Source organism: Mesorhizobium sp. USDA 3734 (genome assembly GCF_056279665.1).
Genome location: NZ_JBWCCW010000001.1, coordinates 3149647 through 3165363, shown reverse-complemented (window position 1 = coordinate 3165363; position 15717 = coordinate 3149647). Strand labels below are relative to the sequence as shown.

At 62.8% G+C, this 15717-nt stretch carries 13 protein-coding genes; 6 read left to right on the top strand and 7 right to left on the bottom strand.

The features are described 5' to 3' along the window. The first annotated feature begins 22 nt into the window (after nucleotides 1-22). Complete coding sequence (locus ACZ89F_RS15260) at nucleotides 23-409, top strand: hypothetical protein (RefSeq protein ID WP_476092695.1); 387 nt, start codon at nucleotides 23-25, stop codon at nucleotides 407-409. A 10-nt stretch (nucleotides 410-419) separates the two neighbouring features. Here the strand turns inward: ACZ89F_RS15260 and aat are convergent, their stop codons facing one another. The 6 genes from aat to ACZ89F_RS15230 form a co-directional block, all read right to left on the bottom strand. Continuing rightward, the gene (gene aat, locus ACZ89F_RS15255) at nucleotides 420-1037 is read right to left on the bottom strand and encodes a leucyl/phenylalanyl-tRNA--protein transferase (RefSeq protein ID WP_183452866.1); all 618 of its coding nucleotides are present in this window, start codon (nucleotides 1035-1037) and stop codon (nucleotides 420-422) included. Nucleotides 1038-1049: 12 nt separating this feature from the next. Further along, nucleotides 1050-2393 (bottom strand): acetyl-CoA carboxylase biotin carboxylase subunit, encoded by a 1344-nt coding sequence (gene accC / locus ACZ89F_RS15250; RefSeq protein WP_023812133.1) that lies wholly within the window; start codon nucleotides 2391-2393, stop codon nucleotides 1050-1052. A gap of 10 nt (nucleotides 2394-2403) precedes the next feature. After that, the gene (accB, locus tag ACZ89F_RS15245; protein WP_013531358.1) at nucleotides 2404-2862 is read right to left on the bottom strand and encodes an acetyl-CoA carboxylase biotin carboxyl carrier protein; all 459 of its coding nucleotides are present in this window, start codon (nucleotides 2860-2862) and stop codon (nucleotides 2404-2406) included. A gap of 26 nt (nucleotides 2863-2888) precedes the next feature. Further along, on the bottom strand, nucleotides 2889-3323 hold the full coding sequence (aroQ, locus tag ACZ89F_RS15240) for a type II 3-dehydroquinate dehydratase (RefSeq protein ID WP_057145774.1): 435 nt from the start codon (nucleotides 3321-3323) through the stop codon (nucleotides 2889-2891). 150 nt (nucleotides 3324-3473) lie between these two features. Further along, nucleotides 3474-4277 carry a DsbA family protein gene (locus ACZ89F_RS15235; protein ID WP_476092693.1) on the bottom strand — a complete coding sequence of 268 codons (804 nt, stop codon included), beginning with the start codon at nucleotides 4275-4277 and terminating at the stop codon, nucleotides 3474-3476. A gap of 61 nt (nucleotides 4278-4338) precedes the next feature. Continuing rightward, nucleotides 4339-5733, bottom strand: a complete 1395-nt coding sequence (locus tag ACZ89F_RS15230; protein ID WP_476092692.1) for a M48 family metalloprotease — start codon at nucleotides 5731-5733, stop codon at nucleotides 4339-4341. A 145-nt stretch (nucleotides 5734-5878) separates the two neighbouring features. On the opposite strand from ACZ89F_RS15230, the gene ACZ89F_RS15225 reads away from it, so the two are divergent. Then, nucleotides 5879-7027 (top strand): pyridoxal phosphate-dependent aminotransferase, encoded by a 1149-nt coding sequence (locus ACZ89F_RS15225; RefSeq protein ID WP_476092691.1) that lies wholly within the window; start codon nucleotides 5879-5881, stop codon nucleotides 7025-7027. Between the two features lie 4 nt (nucleotides 7028-7031). Continuing rightward, a complete protein-coding gene (locus tag ACZ89F_RS15220; RefSeq protein ID WP_476092689.1) occupies nucleotides 7032-7979 on the top strand; it encodes a glutaminase in 948 nt (315 codons plus the stop codon). Nucleotides 7980-8084: 105 nt separating this feature from the next. Here ACZ89F_RS15220 and ACZ89F_RS15215 read toward each other — a convergent pair whose 3' ends face one another. Then, nucleotides 8085-11063: an Rne/Rng family ribonuclease gene (locus ACZ89F_RS15215; protein ID WP_476092688.1), complete on the bottom strand. Its 2979-nt coding sequence runs from the start codon at nucleotides 11061-11063 to the stop codon at nucleotides 8085-8087. Between the two features lie 653 nt (nucleotides 11064-11716). Here ACZ89F_RS15215 and ACZ89F_RS15210 point away from each other — a divergent pair. From ACZ89F_RS15210 to ACZ89F_RS15200, 3 genes are read left to right on the top strand one after another with little or no spacing between them, the layout of a single operon-like run. Continuing rightward, nucleotides 11717-12979: an N-acetylmuramoyl-L-alanine amidase gene (locus ACZ89F_RS15210; RefSeq protein ID WP_476092686.1), complete on the top strand. Its 1263-nt coding sequence runs from the start codon at nucleotides 11717-11719 to the stop codon at nucleotides 12977-12979. 1 nt (nucleotide 12980) lies between these two features. After that, the gene (locus tag ACZ89F_RS15205) at nucleotides 12981-13157 is read left to right on the top strand and encodes a hypothetical protein (RefSeq protein ID WP_476092685.1); all 177 of its coding nucleotides are present in this window, start codon (nucleotides 12981-12983) and stop codon (nucleotides 13155-13157) included. Between the two features lie 30 nt (nucleotides 13158-13187). Beyond that, nucleotides 13188-15644: a penicillin-binding protein 1A gene (locus ACZ89F_RS15200; protein WP_476092684.1), complete on the top strand. Its 2457-nt coding sequence runs from the start codon at nucleotides 13188-13190 to the stop codon at nucleotides 15642-15644. The last annotated feature ends 73 nt before the right edge of the window (nucleotides 15645-15717 follow it).

Here is a 15717-nt window from a genome sequence, read left to right as displayed (position 1 = left end):
TATGCGTAAGGAGGATTTTCCGATGTCAGACAGCAAGCGGATCACCGCCGGCAAGGCCGAATTGCTGGAACTCGAAAAGGGGTTCTGGACAGGCGACGCGGCCTATTATGCTGCCAATGCAGACACCGAATGCCTGGTGGCATTCCCGCAGATGGCCCAGGCGATGGACAATGCCGATCTCGCCAAGACCGCAACCAAGCCCAACCGCTGGCGCGACCTGACGATCGACCTCAAGGGTATTATCGAGCCGGGCAGCGACATCATCATGCTGACCTACGAGGCGCATGCGACACGCGAGAACGGTGAACCCTACGCCGCACTGGTCAGCACCGGCTATGTCCATCGCGTCAACGGCTGGAAGATGATGTTCCACTCGCAGACGCCGCTGGACGCTGCGGCCGTGAAGTAAGGCTAAATCTTCAGGGATAGAATACGGCCTCGCCCTTCAGTGCGTCGGCCAGCATCTTCTCATATTTACCGCGCGGCACGTCGACCGCGCCGAAGCGCTTGAGGTGCTCGGTGGTGAATTGCGTATCAAGCAGGGCGAAGCCTCGCGCCTTCAACCGCTCGACGAGATAGTAGAGGCAGGTCTTGGAGGCGTCCGTCTCCCTGGCGAACATGCTTTCTCCAAAAAACACCCGGCCGAGCGACACGCCGTAGAGGCCGCCAACCAGCCGGTCCTCGCGCCACGCCTCGACCGAATGGCAATGCCCTATCCGATGCAGTTCGACATAGGCTTCGCGGATCGGCGCGTTGATCCAGGTCGACCGCCGTTCCGCGCGTTTTTCCGCGCAACCGTCGATCGTGGCTTCGAAATCGAAATCGAAACGGATGTCGAAAGGATGTTTCTTGATCGTTTTCCTCAGGCTCTTCGGCGCGTGAAAACCATCGAGCGGAATGATGCCGCGCGTCTCCGGCCGCACCCAGAACACCTCTGGGTCGCCGGCACTTTCAGCCATCGGGAAGACACCCGAGGCATAGGCCTTGAGCAAAAGGTCGGTGGGGATGCGATAGCCGGGCGCGTAGGGACGGGTCATCGCGTTCCCGCGCTACTCTTCCTTGGCCAGATATTTTTCCAGCCAGTGGATGTCATAGTCGCCATTGGCGATGTCGGCATTGCCGACGAGATCGCGAAACAGCGGCAGCGTCGTCTTGATACCGTCGACGACGAACTCATCGAGCGCCCGGCGCAGCCTCATCATGCACTCGACGCGGTTGCGCCCATGCACGATCAGCTTGCCGATCAGGCTGTCGTAATAGGGCGGGATCTTGTAGCCGGAATAGACGCCGGAATCGACGCGGATGCCGAGACCGCCCGGCGTGTGGAAATGGGTGATCGTGCCGGGCGAGGGGGTGAAGGTGCGCGGGTCCTCGGCATTGATGCGGCATTCGATGGCATGGCCGTTGAACTTGATGTCCTCTTGCTTCACCGAGAGGCCGCCGCCGGAGGCGACGCGGATCTGCTCGTGCACAAGATCGATGCCGGTGATCGCTTCCGTCACCGGATGCTCGACCTGCAGGCGCGTGTTCATCTCGATGAAATAGAACTCGCCATTCTCGTAGAGGAATTCGATCGTGCCGGCGCCGGAATAGCCGAGATCGGCGATCGCCTTGGCGCAGATGCCGCCGATACGGGCGCGTTCTTCGGCATTGAGGGCCGGCGAGGGCGCCTCTTCCCAGACCTTCTGGTGGCGGCGCTGCAAGGAACAGTCGCGCTCGCCGAAATGCACGCCGCGCCCAAAGCCGTCGCCGAACACTTGCACCTCGATGTGGCGCGGCTTTTCCAGGTATTTCTCGATGTAGACGGCATCGTCGCCGAAGGCCGCACCGGCTTCCGTGCTTGCTGTCTGCAAGGCGATCTCAAGATCAGCCTCGGTAAGGGCGACCTTCATACCGCGCCCGCCACCGCCGGCCGAGGCCTTGATGATCACGGGATAGCCGATCTCGGCGGCAATGCGCCTGGCTTCCTTTTGATCGGTGACGGCGCCGTCCGAACCGGGCACCACCGGAATGCCGAGGCGCTTTGCCGTGCGCTTGGCCTCGATCTTGTCGCCCATGATGCGGATATGGTCGCCGGACGGGCCGATGAAGGTGATGTTGTGGGCGGCCAGTATGTCGGCGAACTTGGCGTTCTCCGATAGGAAGCCGTAGCCCGGATGCACGGCATCGGCGCCGGTGATTTCACAGGCGGCTACGATCTGATGGATGTTGAGGTAGCTGTCGCGCGATGGCGGCGGTCCGATGCAAACGCTCTCGTCGGCGAGCCGCACATGCATGGCGTCGGCGTCGGCGGTCGAATGCACCACCACCGTCTGGATGCCGAGTTCCTTGCAAGCGCGCAGGACCCGGAGGGCGATTTCGCCGCGATTGGCGATGAGGATCTTCTGGAACATCAGGCCCGCTCTACTCGATCACGACGAGCGGCATGCCATATTCGACCGGCTGCGAATCCTCGAACAGGATCGCCGTCACGGTACCGGCGCGCGGCGAGGGGATCTGGTTCATCGTCTTCATCGCTTCGATGATCAGCAGCGTCTGGCCTTCCTTGACCTTCTGGCCGACCTCGATGAACGCCTTGGCATCCGGCGACGGCGCCAGATAGGCGGTGCCGACCATCGGTGAGGTGACCGCATTCTTGGAAAGGTCGGCTACAACGGGCACGGCAACGGCGGCAGCTTGCGCTGCTGCCGGGGCATAGGCCGGCTGCGGCGCTGCGATCGCATGAACGGCCGGTGCCTGGCGCGAGACGCGCACCTTCAGGTCGCCCAGTTCGACCTCGATCTCGGTCAGGTTGGTGTCGTTCAGTATGCCCGCCAGATCGCGGATCAGCTGCTGGTCAACACCGGTCTTCTTTATCGACATTTTCGAGCCTTCTGTTTGTTGGCCGGTCATAGGCGTGCTGCCAGCGCCTGCAATGCCAGCGTGTAGCCGAGCGGCCCAAAGCCACAGATCATGCCGACGGCGACCGGCGCGACCATGGAGACGTGGCGGAATGGTTCCCGCGCATGGATGTTGGAAAGATGAACTTCGGCGACGGGCAGCGGCGCTATGGCGCGGATGGCGTCGTGGATGGCGATCGAGGTGTGGCTGTAGGCGCCTGGATTAATGACGATGCCGACAGCCTTGTCGCCGGCTTCCTGGATCCAGTCGACAAGGTCGCCCTCATGGTTCGACTGGCGGAAATCGATCTCGAGCCCGAGCGCCGTGCCGGCCTGCTTGCAATCGTCGGCGATGGCGGCAAGCGTCTTGCCGCCATAGATGCCCGGCTCGCGCTTGCCGAGCGCGTTGAGATTGGGACCGTTCAGGACGAAAACCGTTTTCAAAAAAGCCGACCTTTCCCGGCGCCGGCATCAAGCCGGCGCGCTGGGCCCTCTATAATGGGCATAGCCGCCCGCGGAAAGAGCGCAAGTGCGTTCTTTCACTGTCCACAACCGGCGGAAATGTGGCCGTGAGAAATATGCCGGTGAGCAAAATCAAAGCGCGGCTTTCGCTGCCTCGATCTTTTCAGCCAGCACTTCCTGCCCAAGCGCCCCGAACACCACCTCGTTGCCGACGACATAGGACGGCGTTCCGGTGATCGCCAGCTTGTTGGCAAGATCGTAGGTCTTGGCGAGGGCCTCGTTGATTGTCGGGTCCTTCATCTTCTCGCGCAGCGCCGCTTCGTCGGCACCTAGCGACAGCGCGACCTTGATGGCCGCCGCCTCGGTGGCGCGTCCCTGGCCGCCGAGCAGCGCATTGTGGAACTCGCCGTACTTTTCCGGGTGCATGAGGTGGAAGGCCATCGAGACGACGCTCGCCTTCTGCGAGTCCGGTCCGAGGATGGGGAATTCCTTGAGCACGAAGCGCAGGTCCGGATCGGTCTTGGTCAGCGCCTGCATGTCGTCGATGGCGCGTTTGCAGAAGCCGCAATTGTAGTCGTAGAACTCGACGATGGTGACCTTGCCGTTCGGATTGCCGACGACGCCGTCGAAGGCGGAATTGAAGATCTGGTCCTTGGCATTCTTGATCACGCCGAGATGAGCGATGCGCTGCTCTTCCTTCTGCTTGGCCTCAAGCGCGTCCTGGACCTCCAGAAGGACTTCCGGGTTCTTCAAGAGATAGTCGCGGATGATGCCTTCGACCTCGGCGCGGTCGATCTTGGTGTCGGCCGCTGCCGTCTCGACGGGCTGCGCCGTTCCAGCCCTGGCAATCTGTGGGCTTCCGGCCACGAATCCGAAAGCCAGCATGGCCAGGGCGACCGCAACCCCCGTGGTGCCCAGCAGCAGTGCCTTTTTCATCGTTCCTGTTCCTTCTACCTGTTTTCCGGTCTGGCTATGTCGCAGCGCGTGACCGGAAGGTTCACTTGATCTTGGTTGATGGCCTGTAGTTTATGATATCCTGAGCGCGAAGCCAGCGCGGCTCGCCGCGTTTCATCTGCTGTTGCGCCCGCATGGCGAAAATCTTCGCATCCTTGTAGTTGCCGGAATAGAAATGGCCTTCGGCGGTGGCAAGTTCGGCGCCAGGTATGTCGCCCAACTCGCCATAGGCCTGTGCCAGATAGCGATATCCGGCTGAATTTTCCTTGTCGCGTCCGAGGCCATTGTTGATCTGCACGACGGCTTTTTTCAGGGAGTCGGGCGTGCCGACGGCCATCAGCGCCTGGCCAAGCGAGACAGGCAGCAATCCGGACCGCGCCGGATCGAGGCTGACCGCCTTGGCATAGGCGTCCGCGGCATCCTTGGGCTTGTTCGCCTTCATCAGGATATCGCCGCGCAATTCCTGGAAATAGGCGTTCTTCGGCTGCGCCTTGATCAGTGCATTGGTCTTGGCGAGGGCGGCGGCGATACTGCCGAACAGGTAGGTCGACTGGGCATCGCCATATTGCGCGGCGAGGGTCCCTTGCATCTTGCGCATCAAACGCGACGCGGCGGCCTGGCCTTCCATGTAGACGGCGATCTTCACCCGCATCATGTCATGACGCTGCTGCAGCGCGGGCGGGTCGAGCTTGTCGACATTGGGGCTCTGTTTCACCAGCACTTCAAGATTGGCGATGCGGTCCTGCGGCATCGGATGGCTGATCCGGTAGGGATCGACCTGCGCGCCCGACAGCGACAGTGCCGTCTGGAAGCGATGGAACGTCTTCAGCATGCCCATGCCGGATTGGCCGGTGGCGTTGAGATAGGTGATCGCCGAGCGGTCCGCGGTCATCTCCTCGGTGCGCTGATAGGCGAGGATGCTGCGCTGTGCCATCTCGCCGCCACCGGCAGCCACGCCCATGCCGGCGCCGGCGAGGCCTCGGCTGTTGGTGGTCGCACCGGCAACGATGGCGCCGGCGCCAAGCAATGTCGCGATGATGGCCATCGTCTTGGCGCGTTCGAGCTGGTCGCGTAGTTTCTGCTGGTGGCCGCCGGCGATATGGCCGACTTCGTGGGCAATGACGCCGATGATCTCGTTGGGGGTTTCGGCCGTCATCAGCGCGCCGGTGTTGATGAACAGCCGGCGCCCGGTGACAAAGGCGTTGAAACTCTGGTCGTTGACCAGCACGATGTCGATGCCGTCATTCGCCAGGCCCGCCGCCCTGAAGATCGGCCGCGCGTAATCGCGCACCAGCGCCTCGATCTCGGCGTCGCGCACCACCGGCACGTTTTGGGCAAAGGCGCAGACTGAACTCGCCATTGCAACGGCTACGCCAAGCGAAAGCGTCGCGAAGACGCGCGCTGCCTGGGCAATCGTCGATCTGGGTCGGCTCAACATGATGTGTCCACTGGTAGACGAGCGGGCGAAAGATGAAAAGTCGGCGCCGAAAACTTCCTCAACTTGTGATCCTCACATCAATCGGGCATTTGTGCGGCGCATGCATCAGGGGCTTGGCGCGCTTGATCTTCGGGATAGGGATAAAATGGTCGTTTCACTTTCACGCCGTGGCAATGTCGAGCCCTTCCATGCGATGGACATTCTGGCAGAGGCAAACCGGCTGAAGGCTGGAGGTGTGCCGGTCATTTCCATGGCCGTCGGCCAGCCCTCCGATCCCGCACCGGTTCTGGTTCGCTCGGCAGCAGCCAAGGCGCTGCAGGACGGACGCATCGGCTACACCGACGCGCTCGGCCTCGCCGCCCTGCGCAAGGCGATCGCCGGACACTACGCCGATCACTATGGGCTTGATATCGAACCCGGCCGGATCGCGGTGACCACCGGGTCGTCGGCGGCCTTCAATCTCGCCTTCCTGGCGATGTTCGATCCGGGTGACCGCGTCGCCATCGCGGCGCCCGGCTATCCCGCCTATCGCAACATCATGGCCGCACTCGGCATCGATGTGGTCGAGATCGAGCTTGGCGACGCCGCCTACCTGCATGCCGGCCATCTCGAGACCGCGCATCGGGAAAAGCCGCTGAAAGGCGTTCTGTTCGCCAGTCCGGCCAATCCGACCGGCGCGGTCATACCGGCCGATGAACTGGCGGCCCTGGTGAGGACGGCACAAGAACTCGGCATCGCCGTCATCTCCGACGAGATCTATCACCGGCTGGCCTATGCCGCCCCCGACACCACGGCGCTCGCCTATGGCGGCGACGTGACGGTGATCAACTCGTTCTCGAAATACTATTGCATGACCGGCTGGCGCATCGGCTGGATGGTGCTGCCGCAAGACCTGGTGCGGCCGGTCGAGCGCGTCGCCCAGAGCCTCTACATCTCGCCGCCGGAACTGTCGCAGATTGCCGCGATCGAGGCGTTCAGGGCGACTGAGGAGCTGGAGGCGGTGAAAGGCCGCTACGCCTGGAATCGCGAGCTCTTGATGAAGCGCCTGCCGGAACTCGGCTTTCCACTGGCCGCGCCCATGGACGGCGCCTTCTATGCCTTCTGCGATGTCACCAGGCATACCAACGACAGCATGGCCTTCGCGCGGAAGATGCTGGCCGAGGCGCATGTGGCGGCAACGCCCGGCCGCGACTTCGACACCCAGGCGGGACACCGGACCATGCGTTTCTCCTACGCCGGCAGCCACGACGACATGGTCGAGGCAATGGCGCGCATCGAACGCTGGTTGAGGTAGCACCATGCCGGAACTCGAACAGGCCCCCAAACTTGATCAGGCATTGGCCGAAGTCGCAGCCGAAATGGCCGATCGCACTGATCGCGGTGATGTCGCCACCTACATTCCGCAGCTGGGCAAGGTCGATCCGAAGAAGTTCGGCATCGCCGCCGTCACCAATGACGGCCGCGTGCTGACGGCGGGTGACGCCGAACAGGCCTTTTCGATCCAGAGCATCTCGAAAGTGTTCACCCTGACACTGGCGCTCGGCAATGTCGGCGACGCGCTGTGGCAGCGGGTCGGGCGCGAACCGTCAGGCAATCCGTTCAACTCGATTGTTCAACTCGAGCATGAGAACGGCATTCCGCGCAATCCGTTCATCAATGCCGGTGCCATCGTCATTTCCGACATCCTGCTTGCCGGCCACCAGCCGCGCGAGGCGATCGGCGAAATCCTGCGCTTCATCCAGTTTCTGGCCGACGACGAAACTGTTATCATCGACCGCGAGGTCGCGGCGTCCGAACGGGCCACCGGCTATCGCAACTTCGCGCTTGCCAACTACATGAAATCCTTCGGCAATCTCCACCATGCGCCGGAGTTGGCGCTGGGCGTCTACTTCCACCATTGCGCCATCGCCATGAGCTGCCGGCAACTGGCGCTCGCCGGCCGCTTCCTCGCCAATGGCGGCAAGAACCCGGCGACCGGACATTCCGTGGTGTCGGCCGAGCGGGCACGGCGCATCGGCGCGATGATGCTGACCTGCGGCCACTATGACGGCTCCGGCGATTTTGCCTTCCGCGTCGGCATTCCCGGCAAGAGCGGCGTCGGCGGCGGCATACTGGGCATCGTGCCGGGCGTGGCGTCGCTTGCCGTCTGGTCGCCGGGCCTCAATGCCAACGGCAATTCCAAGCTGGGTTCGATCGCGCTGGAAAAGCTGGCCAGGATGATGAACTGGTCGATCTTCGCGCCGTAAAGCGCTTCGCGGCCCATCGGAACGCCAGATATGAAAAATCCCGCGCCTTCTTTCGATGGCGCGGGATTCTTTTTGTCAAAAAATCAGTTCAAGTGACTGAAAGGCTTAGAAAAAGCCTTTCCGCTGCCACCAGCCGGCGCGCTTCGGCTTGTCCTCGGTCTTGGCCGCGGGCTCTTCCGCAACGGTCGAAGACACCACCGGCACGACCGGTGCATCGACGGCCGCCGGCTTGCGCCGTGACGGGCGGGCCTTCGGCGCCTCCTTGACAGAAGCGATGGCTGCCTCGTCGGATGCGGTGACCGGTGTCTCGACCGGTGCTTCCGCGACCGTTTCGGCAGCCGGCTCCTCGGCGACGACCTCGGCCGCTGCCTTCTTCGGCTTGGCGGCACGACGCGGCTTCTTCGGCTTCTCTGTTGCCGGCGCGTCGTCATTGGCCGGAGCAAGCGCCACCGGCTCTTCGGTTGGTGCGGCGATTACCGGTTCGCTGGCGATCACCTCGGTTGCCGAGACTTCGACTTCAGACACGTCGGCTGTTTCGCCAGCACTTGCCTCGGCCTCGCCTTCACCGTCTTCGCGGCGATTGCGTTTGCCGCCGCGCTTGCCGCGCCGGCGCTTCTTGCCCGGGCCTTCATCCGAAGTGCCCTGGCTTTCGTCGGACGCCTCAACCGTTTCCGAAGTTTCGGCAACACCTACAAGGGCGTTGTCGTCCGCTTCCGCGTCGCTATCGCTGGCGGCCGAGTCGGAGAACTCGTCGGCCGGTGTGGAGACGGAAGTCCCGTCCGTGGGCGCGCCATGTTCGCGGTCGCGATCCTTGCCACCGCGACGACGCCGACGCTTGCGGCGCTTGCGATCACGGCCTTCGCCTTCTTCACCCCCGGCAGCAGGCCGGGGCTGTTGTTGCTGCGGCTGCTGGCGTGGCTGTTCGGCCTGCACCGGCGCCTCATCGTCTTCCTCGACGATGACAATCTCGTCCTCGGGCTCTTCCGGCTCGACATAGGCCGGGAAGCTGCGCGCCTCGACAAAGCCTTCCGGCTTTTCAGCCAGCGCGCCGCGGAAGATCGCATAGTGCTGCGAACCGACCGAATCGTCGGCCTCGACGGTGATCGTCAGCCCAAAGCGGCTTTCGAGTTCCACCAGCGTGCCGCGCTTGTGGTTGAGCACGTAGAGTGCGGTCGCCGCCGGCGTCCGCACCGTGATGTGGCTGCGCGAATCCTTGAGCAGGAATTCCTCGATCGCCCGCACCACCATCAGCGCGACCGACGAATCGGAGCGCACATGGCCGGTGCCGCCACAATGCGGGCAGGGCTTCATCGTCGATTCCAGCACGCTGGCGCGGATGCGCTGGCGTGACATCTCCATCAGGCCGAAATGCGAGATACGGCCGACCTGGATGCGCGCGCGATCGTTCTTGAGGTGATCCTTCAGCCGCTTCTCGACGGAGCGGTTGTTGCGGTTCTCCTCCATGTCGATGAAGTCGATCACGATCAGGCCGGCGAGATCGCGCAGCCTGAGCTGACGCGCGACTTCCTCGGCCGCTTCCAGATTGGTGTGGAGCGCGGTGTCCTCGATCGAGTGCTCCTTGGTGGAGCGGCCCGAATTGACGTCGATGGCAACCAGCGCCTCGGTCTGGTTGATGATGATGTAGCCGCCGCTCTTCAGCGTCACCTGCGGCTGCAGCATGCGGTCGAGCTGCGCCTCGATGCCGTTGCGCACGAAGATCGGCGTCGTGTCGCGGAACGGCTGAACCACCTTGGCGTGGCTCGGCATCAGCATGCGCATGAAGTCCTTGGCCTCGCGATAGCCTTCCTCGCCGGAGACAAGAATCTCGTCGATATCCTTGTTGTAGAGGTCGCGCACCGAGCGCTTGATCAGGCTGCCTTCCTCATAGACCAGGGCAGGGGCCGTGGATTGCAAGGTGAGATTGCGGACATTTTCCCAAAGCCGCATCAGATATTCGTAGTCGCGCTTGATCTCGGCCTTGGTGCGGCTCTCGCCGGCGGTGCGCAGGATGACGCCCATGCCTTGCGGCACTTCGAGATCGGCAACGACCTCCTTCAGGCGCTTGCGGTCGACCGCGCTGGTGATCTTGCGCGAAATGCCGCCGCCGCGCGCCGTGTTCGGCATCAGCACCGAATAGCGACCGGCAAGCGACAGGTAGGTGGTGAGGGCCGCACCCTTGTTGCCGCGCTCTTCCTTGACGACCTGCACCAGCAGGATCTGCCGGCGCTTGATCACTTCCTGGATCTTGTACTGGCGGCGCACCGGCTTGCGGCGGTTGCGCACTTCTTCCAGCGCATCCTCGGCACCGACCGATTCGACCTCGTGATCGTCCGGATGCGAGGACTGCACTTCCTCGAGCATGCCGCGATCATTGTCGCCTGACGTCGCTTCGCTGCCCTGTTCCGCTTGGGGAGCGGCTTCGGAGATTACATCGCCTTCGACGGCGGCGGCGATCGATGTCGGGCCGCCTTCGCGGGGCTCGGCTTCATCCTGATCGGCGGAATCCTCGCCATGCTCGGACGCATCGGCATGCCCCGAGCTATCTGAATGTTCTGATGTATCGGCTGCGTGTTCGATGATCTCGGAGGTGTGGGAGATTTCCTCGACAACGATGTCGCCATTGTCGCTGCCTTCGCTTGACTCGCCGGAGCCTTCGCTAGCCTCGTCGGAATCGGTCGCATCGCGCTTGTGCTCACCGCGGTCGCGGGTCTTGCCGCCGCGCCTGCGGCCGCGCCGTCCACGATCGCGGCTCTGGCGATCATCGCCGTCGCCGTCCTCGTTCTCCTCGTCTTCTGCCTCTTGCGCTTCCGCGCGCAGCAGTGCCTGACGATCGGCGACCGGGATCTGGTAGTAGTCGGGGTGTATTTCACTGAAGGCGAGAAAACCGTGACGGTTGCCGCCATATTCGACAAAGGCTGCCTGGAGGGAGGGCTCTACGCGCGTTACGCGGGCTAGGTAGATGTTTCCTTTGAGCTGCTTCTTGTCCTGGGATTCAAAGTCGAATTCTTCAATACGGTTACCGCGAACGACGACAACGCGTGTTTCCTCCGGGTGGGAGGCGTCTATCAGCATTTTGTTGGGCATTATTTCGTTTCCCCCCGGCAGCCGTCAGCCGCAGCTTGCGAGGCAAAGCCTGCTGCTGCGTGTCTGAAGTGTGGGTGCCGGATATCTTAACGTCCGCCGGCCGCCGCTTGAGCGCCATGGCGGTGCCGCCCGCAGCCACAATGGCGCGGTTTGATGCGGACCTTTCCATGATTGCGCTTGAAGCCATCGTCACCAGCAGAACCTTTTTGAACCAAAGCCCGGACGAACCGGACCAGCTTGTTTGCTCATACAGAGCCGGCGCGGGAACAAACCCGGCCGTTTTCCTCACGCAGGCGATTCCCCCGCCACGGGCGCACACCTGCGAAATTCGTCGCGATCACCTGAACCCTTTTCGCGTGAAGCGAAAGGAGCCGCCTTTTTCATCTGACCCTGTAGCAGGAAGCTGCGGAGGAGGGCGGTTCCAGGATTGCAGTGATCCACCATCGCTTTTATGATTTGGCGGGGTGGAAGGCAACCCCGATTTCCGATGCCGGCAAAAAGCAGTTCCGTAGCGTAAGCCTGGGTTGCGACTTGCATGAAAAGGCTTGGTTAACCTTCTCTGGATACCAATCGTTAATCGAGTTCGCGCCTAACCGGCATTTCGACGAAACGACCGGGCGCCTGGCGCCAAACCGGGAGCGACTGGAAGAGAGATGGGACTGGCAGGCTTCACAGACAAGGGATGTCGTGTTGGCGGCCGGATTCTCTGCGCCTTCTGCCTCTTGCTGCTGCTGGCGATCTGTTCCGCCTTTTCCTCGATTGCCAATGCCGCCGACGCTCCGCTGGTGGCAAAAGGCTACAAAATGGCCGGCGATGCCACCAAGATGCGCATCGTCATGGATTTCGATCGCGAACCCGATATCAAATGGTTCCTGCTGCGCGGTCCCAACCGCCTTGTCATCGATCTGGCCAATACGAGATTCGCCATTGACGCCAAGGATTTGAAGGCGCGCGGCCTGGTCAAGGGCGTGCGCCTGGGCCAGCTCGGCGAGGGCGTTTCGCGGCTGGTCCTCACTGGCAAGGGACCGTTCGCCGTCGACAGGCTCGATGTGCTCAAGAACGAGGACGGAACCGGCTACCGAATCGCCATCGACATGTCGGCGGCCTCGGCGCGGGAATTCGACGCCGCGCTCGCCAATCAGGCGCTGACCACCGGATCGACGGTTTCGACCGATAAGGGAGGGCGGGTCGGCACCGGACCGGTCTCCAATCCGGGCCACCGCTTCACTGTCGTCATCGACCCCGGCCATGGTGGCATCGACGGCGGCGCCGAGGGCCTGAACGGCACCATCGAGAAGAACGTCACGCTGGCCTTCGCCACGGAGCTGCGCGACAAACTCGCAGCCGTCGGCAATTACGATGTGTTCATGACGCGCGACACGGACGAATTCCTGCGTTTGGACGACCGCGTGCGCATTGCCCGGCAGCATGAGGCCGACCTGCTGATTTCCATCCATGCCGACACGATCAGCGTCAAGGGCATTCGCGGCGCCACTGTCTACACCGTCTCCGACAAGGCTTCGGATCCCGAGGCGCAGGCGCTTGCCGACCGGGAAAACCTCTCCGACCAGTTCGCCGGCATGGAGATCAAGAACGACAACAAGGAAGTCACCGACATCCTGATCGACCTGATCCGCCGCGAAACGCACAATTTCTCGATGAGTTTCGCCCACACACTGGTCGGCCAGTTGTCGACCAGCGTCGGCCTTATCAACAATCCGCAGCGTTCGGCGGGCTTCAAGGTGCTCAAGGCACCCGATGTGCCATCCGTGCTGGTTGAACTCGGTTACCTCTCCAATGCCAAGGACGAGGCGCAGTTGCTCAACGCCGACTGGCGGGGCAAGGCCGCCCAGAGCATTACCAATGCGGTCGCGCTTTTCGCTTCAGCCAAGGCCGGACCGGGAACCGGAGGCTGACATGCGGCGCCTGCAACCAGAGGCGGCGTTGCGCGACGACAACACCCGGTGCTTTTATTTCCGGCTCGCGGCCGCGAATTCCGGCATTGCCGTATTTTGTCCACATGGTGGCGACAAGGGTTTTCGATTACGGATTGGGACCGGCTCGAAAGCTTGCGCGAAAGGCGGCTTCGTTTAGGAAATTCCCGAACCAAGGACTGGAGCGGGTATGATTCGTCTCATTGGCTATTTTTTCGGCATCGGCACGACGCTGGCCCTTCTGGTCGCGGCGGGCGTTGCCATCTATATCGGCCATTTGTCGAAGGATCTGCCCGACTACGAGGTGCTGGCCAAATACGAGCCGCCGGTGACCACCCGCATCCATGCGTCCGACGGCGCGCTGATGGCCGAATATGCGCGCGAACGGCGCCTGTATTTGCCGATCCAGGCCATACCGGACCGCGTCAAGGCTGCCTTCCTGTCGGCGGAAGACAAGAACTTCTACAACCATCCCGGCATCGATGTGACCGGCCTTGGCCGCGCCATCATCGTCAACCTGCAGAATCTCGGCTCGGGCCGGCGTCAGGTCGGCGCCTCGACGATCACCCAGCAGGTGGCGAAGAACTTCCTGTTGTCCTCGGATCAGACCTACGAGCGCAAGATCAAGGAGATGATCCTCGCCTTCCGCATCGAGCAGGCCTATCCCAAGGATCGTATTCTCGAGCTCTATCTCAACGAGATCTTCTTCGGCTTCGGCGCCTATGGCGTCGCCGGTGCGGCGCTGACCTATTTCGACAAGTCGGTCAACGAATTGTCCGTGGCCGAGGCAGCGTATCTGGCCTCCCTGCCGAAGGGACCAAACAACTACCACCCCTTCAAGCATGCCGATCGGGCGATCGAGCGCCGCAACTGGGTCATCGACCAGATGGTCGAGAATGGCTACGTCACGCGTGAGGAAGGCGACAAGGCCAAGGCCGAGCCGCTGGGCGTGACGCCGCGCCGCAGCGGCACCTATCTGTTCGCCGGCGAGTACTTCACCGAAGAAGTGCGCCGCCAGATCATCGCCCGTTACGGCGAGAATGCGCTTTACGAAGGCGGCCTTTCCGTCCGCACCACACTCGATCCGAAGATCCAGCTCATTGCCCGCAAGGCGATGCAGAACGGGTTGATGAAATACGACACGCTGCGCGGCTATCGCGGGCCGGTGAAATCGATCGACGTGTCCGGCGACTGGGGCGTGCCGCTGGGCAACGTCAAGGGGCTGGAGGATGTTCCCGAATGGTCGCTCGCCGTCGTGCTCGACAGTTCGGCGACCGGCCTGTCGATCGGCCTGCAGCCCGCGCGCCAGGCATCCGGCGACATCGTCAAGGAACGCGTCGAAGGCACCGTCAGCAAGGAGGACATGGGTTTTGCCATGCGCCATGTGGTCGACGGCAAGACCGTCAAGGCCAAGTCGCCGGCGGAAGTGTTGAAGCCGGGCGACGTCATCTTTGTGCAGAAGAACGATGGCTCCGACAATGCCTACAGCCTGCGCCAGGTTCCCGAGGTGGAGGGTGGCCTGATCGCCATGGATCCGCATACCGGGCGCGTGCTGGCCATGGTCGGCGGCTTCTCCTACGCGCAGTCCGAATTCAACCGCGCGACGCAAGCCATGCGCCAGCCGGGCTCCTCGTTCAAGCCGATCGTCTATTCGGCGGCGCTCGACAATGGCTATACGCCGGCCTCGGTGATCATGGACGGGCCGATCACCATCCAGAGCGGCAACACGACCTGGACGCCGAAGAACTACGACGGCACCGTCGCTGGTCCAGCGACCCTGCGCTCCGGCATCGAGAAGTCGCGCAACCTGATGACGGTGCGGCTCGCCAATGACATGGGCATGAAGCTGGTCGTCGAATATGCCGAGCGCTTTGGCGTCTACGACCACCTGGCGCCCTATCTGCCGATGGCGCTGGGCTCCGGCGAAACGACCGTGATGCGCATGGTGTCGGCCTATTCGATCATGGCCAATGGCGGCAAGTCGATCAAGCCGTCGCTCATCGACCGCATCCAGGACCGCTACGGCAAGACGGTGTTCAAGCAGGACGAACGTGGCTGCCAGGGCTGCAATGCGCCCGAATGGCAGAACCAGCCGGAGCCGGAACTGGTCGACAATTCCGAGCAGGTGCTCGATCCGATGACCGCCTATCAGATCACCTCGATGATGGAAGGTGTCGTGCAGCGCGGCACCGGCGCCACCATCGGCGAACTCGGCCGCCACATCGCCGGCAAGACCGGAACGACGAACGACGAAAAGGACGCCTGGTTCATCGGTTACACGCCCAACCTCGTCGTCGGCCTCTACATGGGCTACGACACGCCGCGCGGCCTTGGCCATGGCGCCACCGGCGGCGGTCTGGCGGCACCTATCTTCAAGGACTTCATGCGCGTGGCGCTGGACGGTACGCCCAATGTCGATTTCAAGGTGCCGGAAGGCATGAACCTGGTCGCCATCAACCGCAAGACCGGCATGCGTGCCGCATCGGGCGATCCGGGCACCATCATCGAAGCCTTCAAGCCCGGTACCGGTCCCGCCGACAGCTATTGGGTGATCGGCATGGGCGCCGACGGCTCCAATGCCACCGGTGGCGCGCTGTCGCCGCAGGCCAATCAAGCCATCCAGTCCGGCGGCGGCGGCCTCTACTGACGATTTTCATGAGCGGATGGGCTGGCCTTGCGCCAGCCCATTTTGCTTTACAGCCGGCGGCGGCCTCCCTATG

What these genes read in the sequence shown, in the direction of transcription:
- ACZ89F_RS15260 (WP_476092695.1), top strand. Translation starts at nt 23, where the DNA reads ATGTCAGACAGCAAGCGGATCACCGCCGGCAAGGCCGAATTGCTGGAA.
- aat (WP_183452866.1), bottom strand. Translation starts at nt 1,037, where the DNA reads ATGACCCGTCCCTACGCGCCCGGCTATCGCATCCCCACCGACCTTTTG.
- accC (WP_023812133.1), bottom strand. Translation starts at nt 2,393, where the DNA reads ATGTTCCAGAAGATCCTCATCGCCAATCGCGGCGAAATCGCCCTCCGG.
- accB (WP_013531358.1), bottom strand. Translation starts at nt 2,862, where the DNA reads ATGTCGATAAAGAAGACCGGTGTTGACCAGCAGCTGATCCGCGATCTG.
- ACZ89F_RS15235 (WP_476092693.1), bottom strand. Translation starts at nt 4,277, where the DNA reads ATGAAAAAGGCACTGCTGCTGGGCACCACGGGGGTTGCGGTCGCCCTG.
- ACZ89F_RS15230 (WP_476092692.1), bottom strand. Translation starts at nt 5,733, where the DNA reads ATGTTGAGCCGACCCAGATCGACGATTGCCCAGGCAGCGCGCGTCTTC.
- ACZ89F_RS15225 (WP_476092691.1), top strand. Translation starts at nt 5,879, where the DNA reads ATGGTCGTTTCACTTTCACGCCGTGGCAATGTCGAGCCCTTCCATGCG.
- ACZ89F_RS15220 (WP_476092689.1), top strand. Translation starts at nt 7,032, where the DNA reads ATGCCGGAACTCGAACAGGCCCCCAAACTTGATCAGGCATTGGCCGAA.
- ACZ89F_RS15215 (WP_476092688.1), bottom strand. Translation starts at nt 11,063, where the DNA reads ATGCCCAACAAAATGCTGATAGACGCCTCCCACCCGGAGGAAACACGC.
- ACZ89F_RS15210 (WP_476092686.1), top strand. Translation starts at nt 11,717, where the DNA reads ATGGGACTGGCAGGCTTCACAGACAAGGGATGTCGTGTTGGCGGCCGG.
- ACZ89F_RS15205 (WP_476092685.1), top strand. Translation starts at nt 12,981, where the DNA reads ATGCGGCGCCTGCAACCAGAGGCGGCGTTGCGCGACGACAACACCCGG.
- ACZ89F_RS15200 (WP_476092684.1), top strand. Translation starts at nt 13,188, where the DNA reads ATGATTCGTCTCATTGGCTATTTTTTCGGCATCGGCACGACGCTGGCC.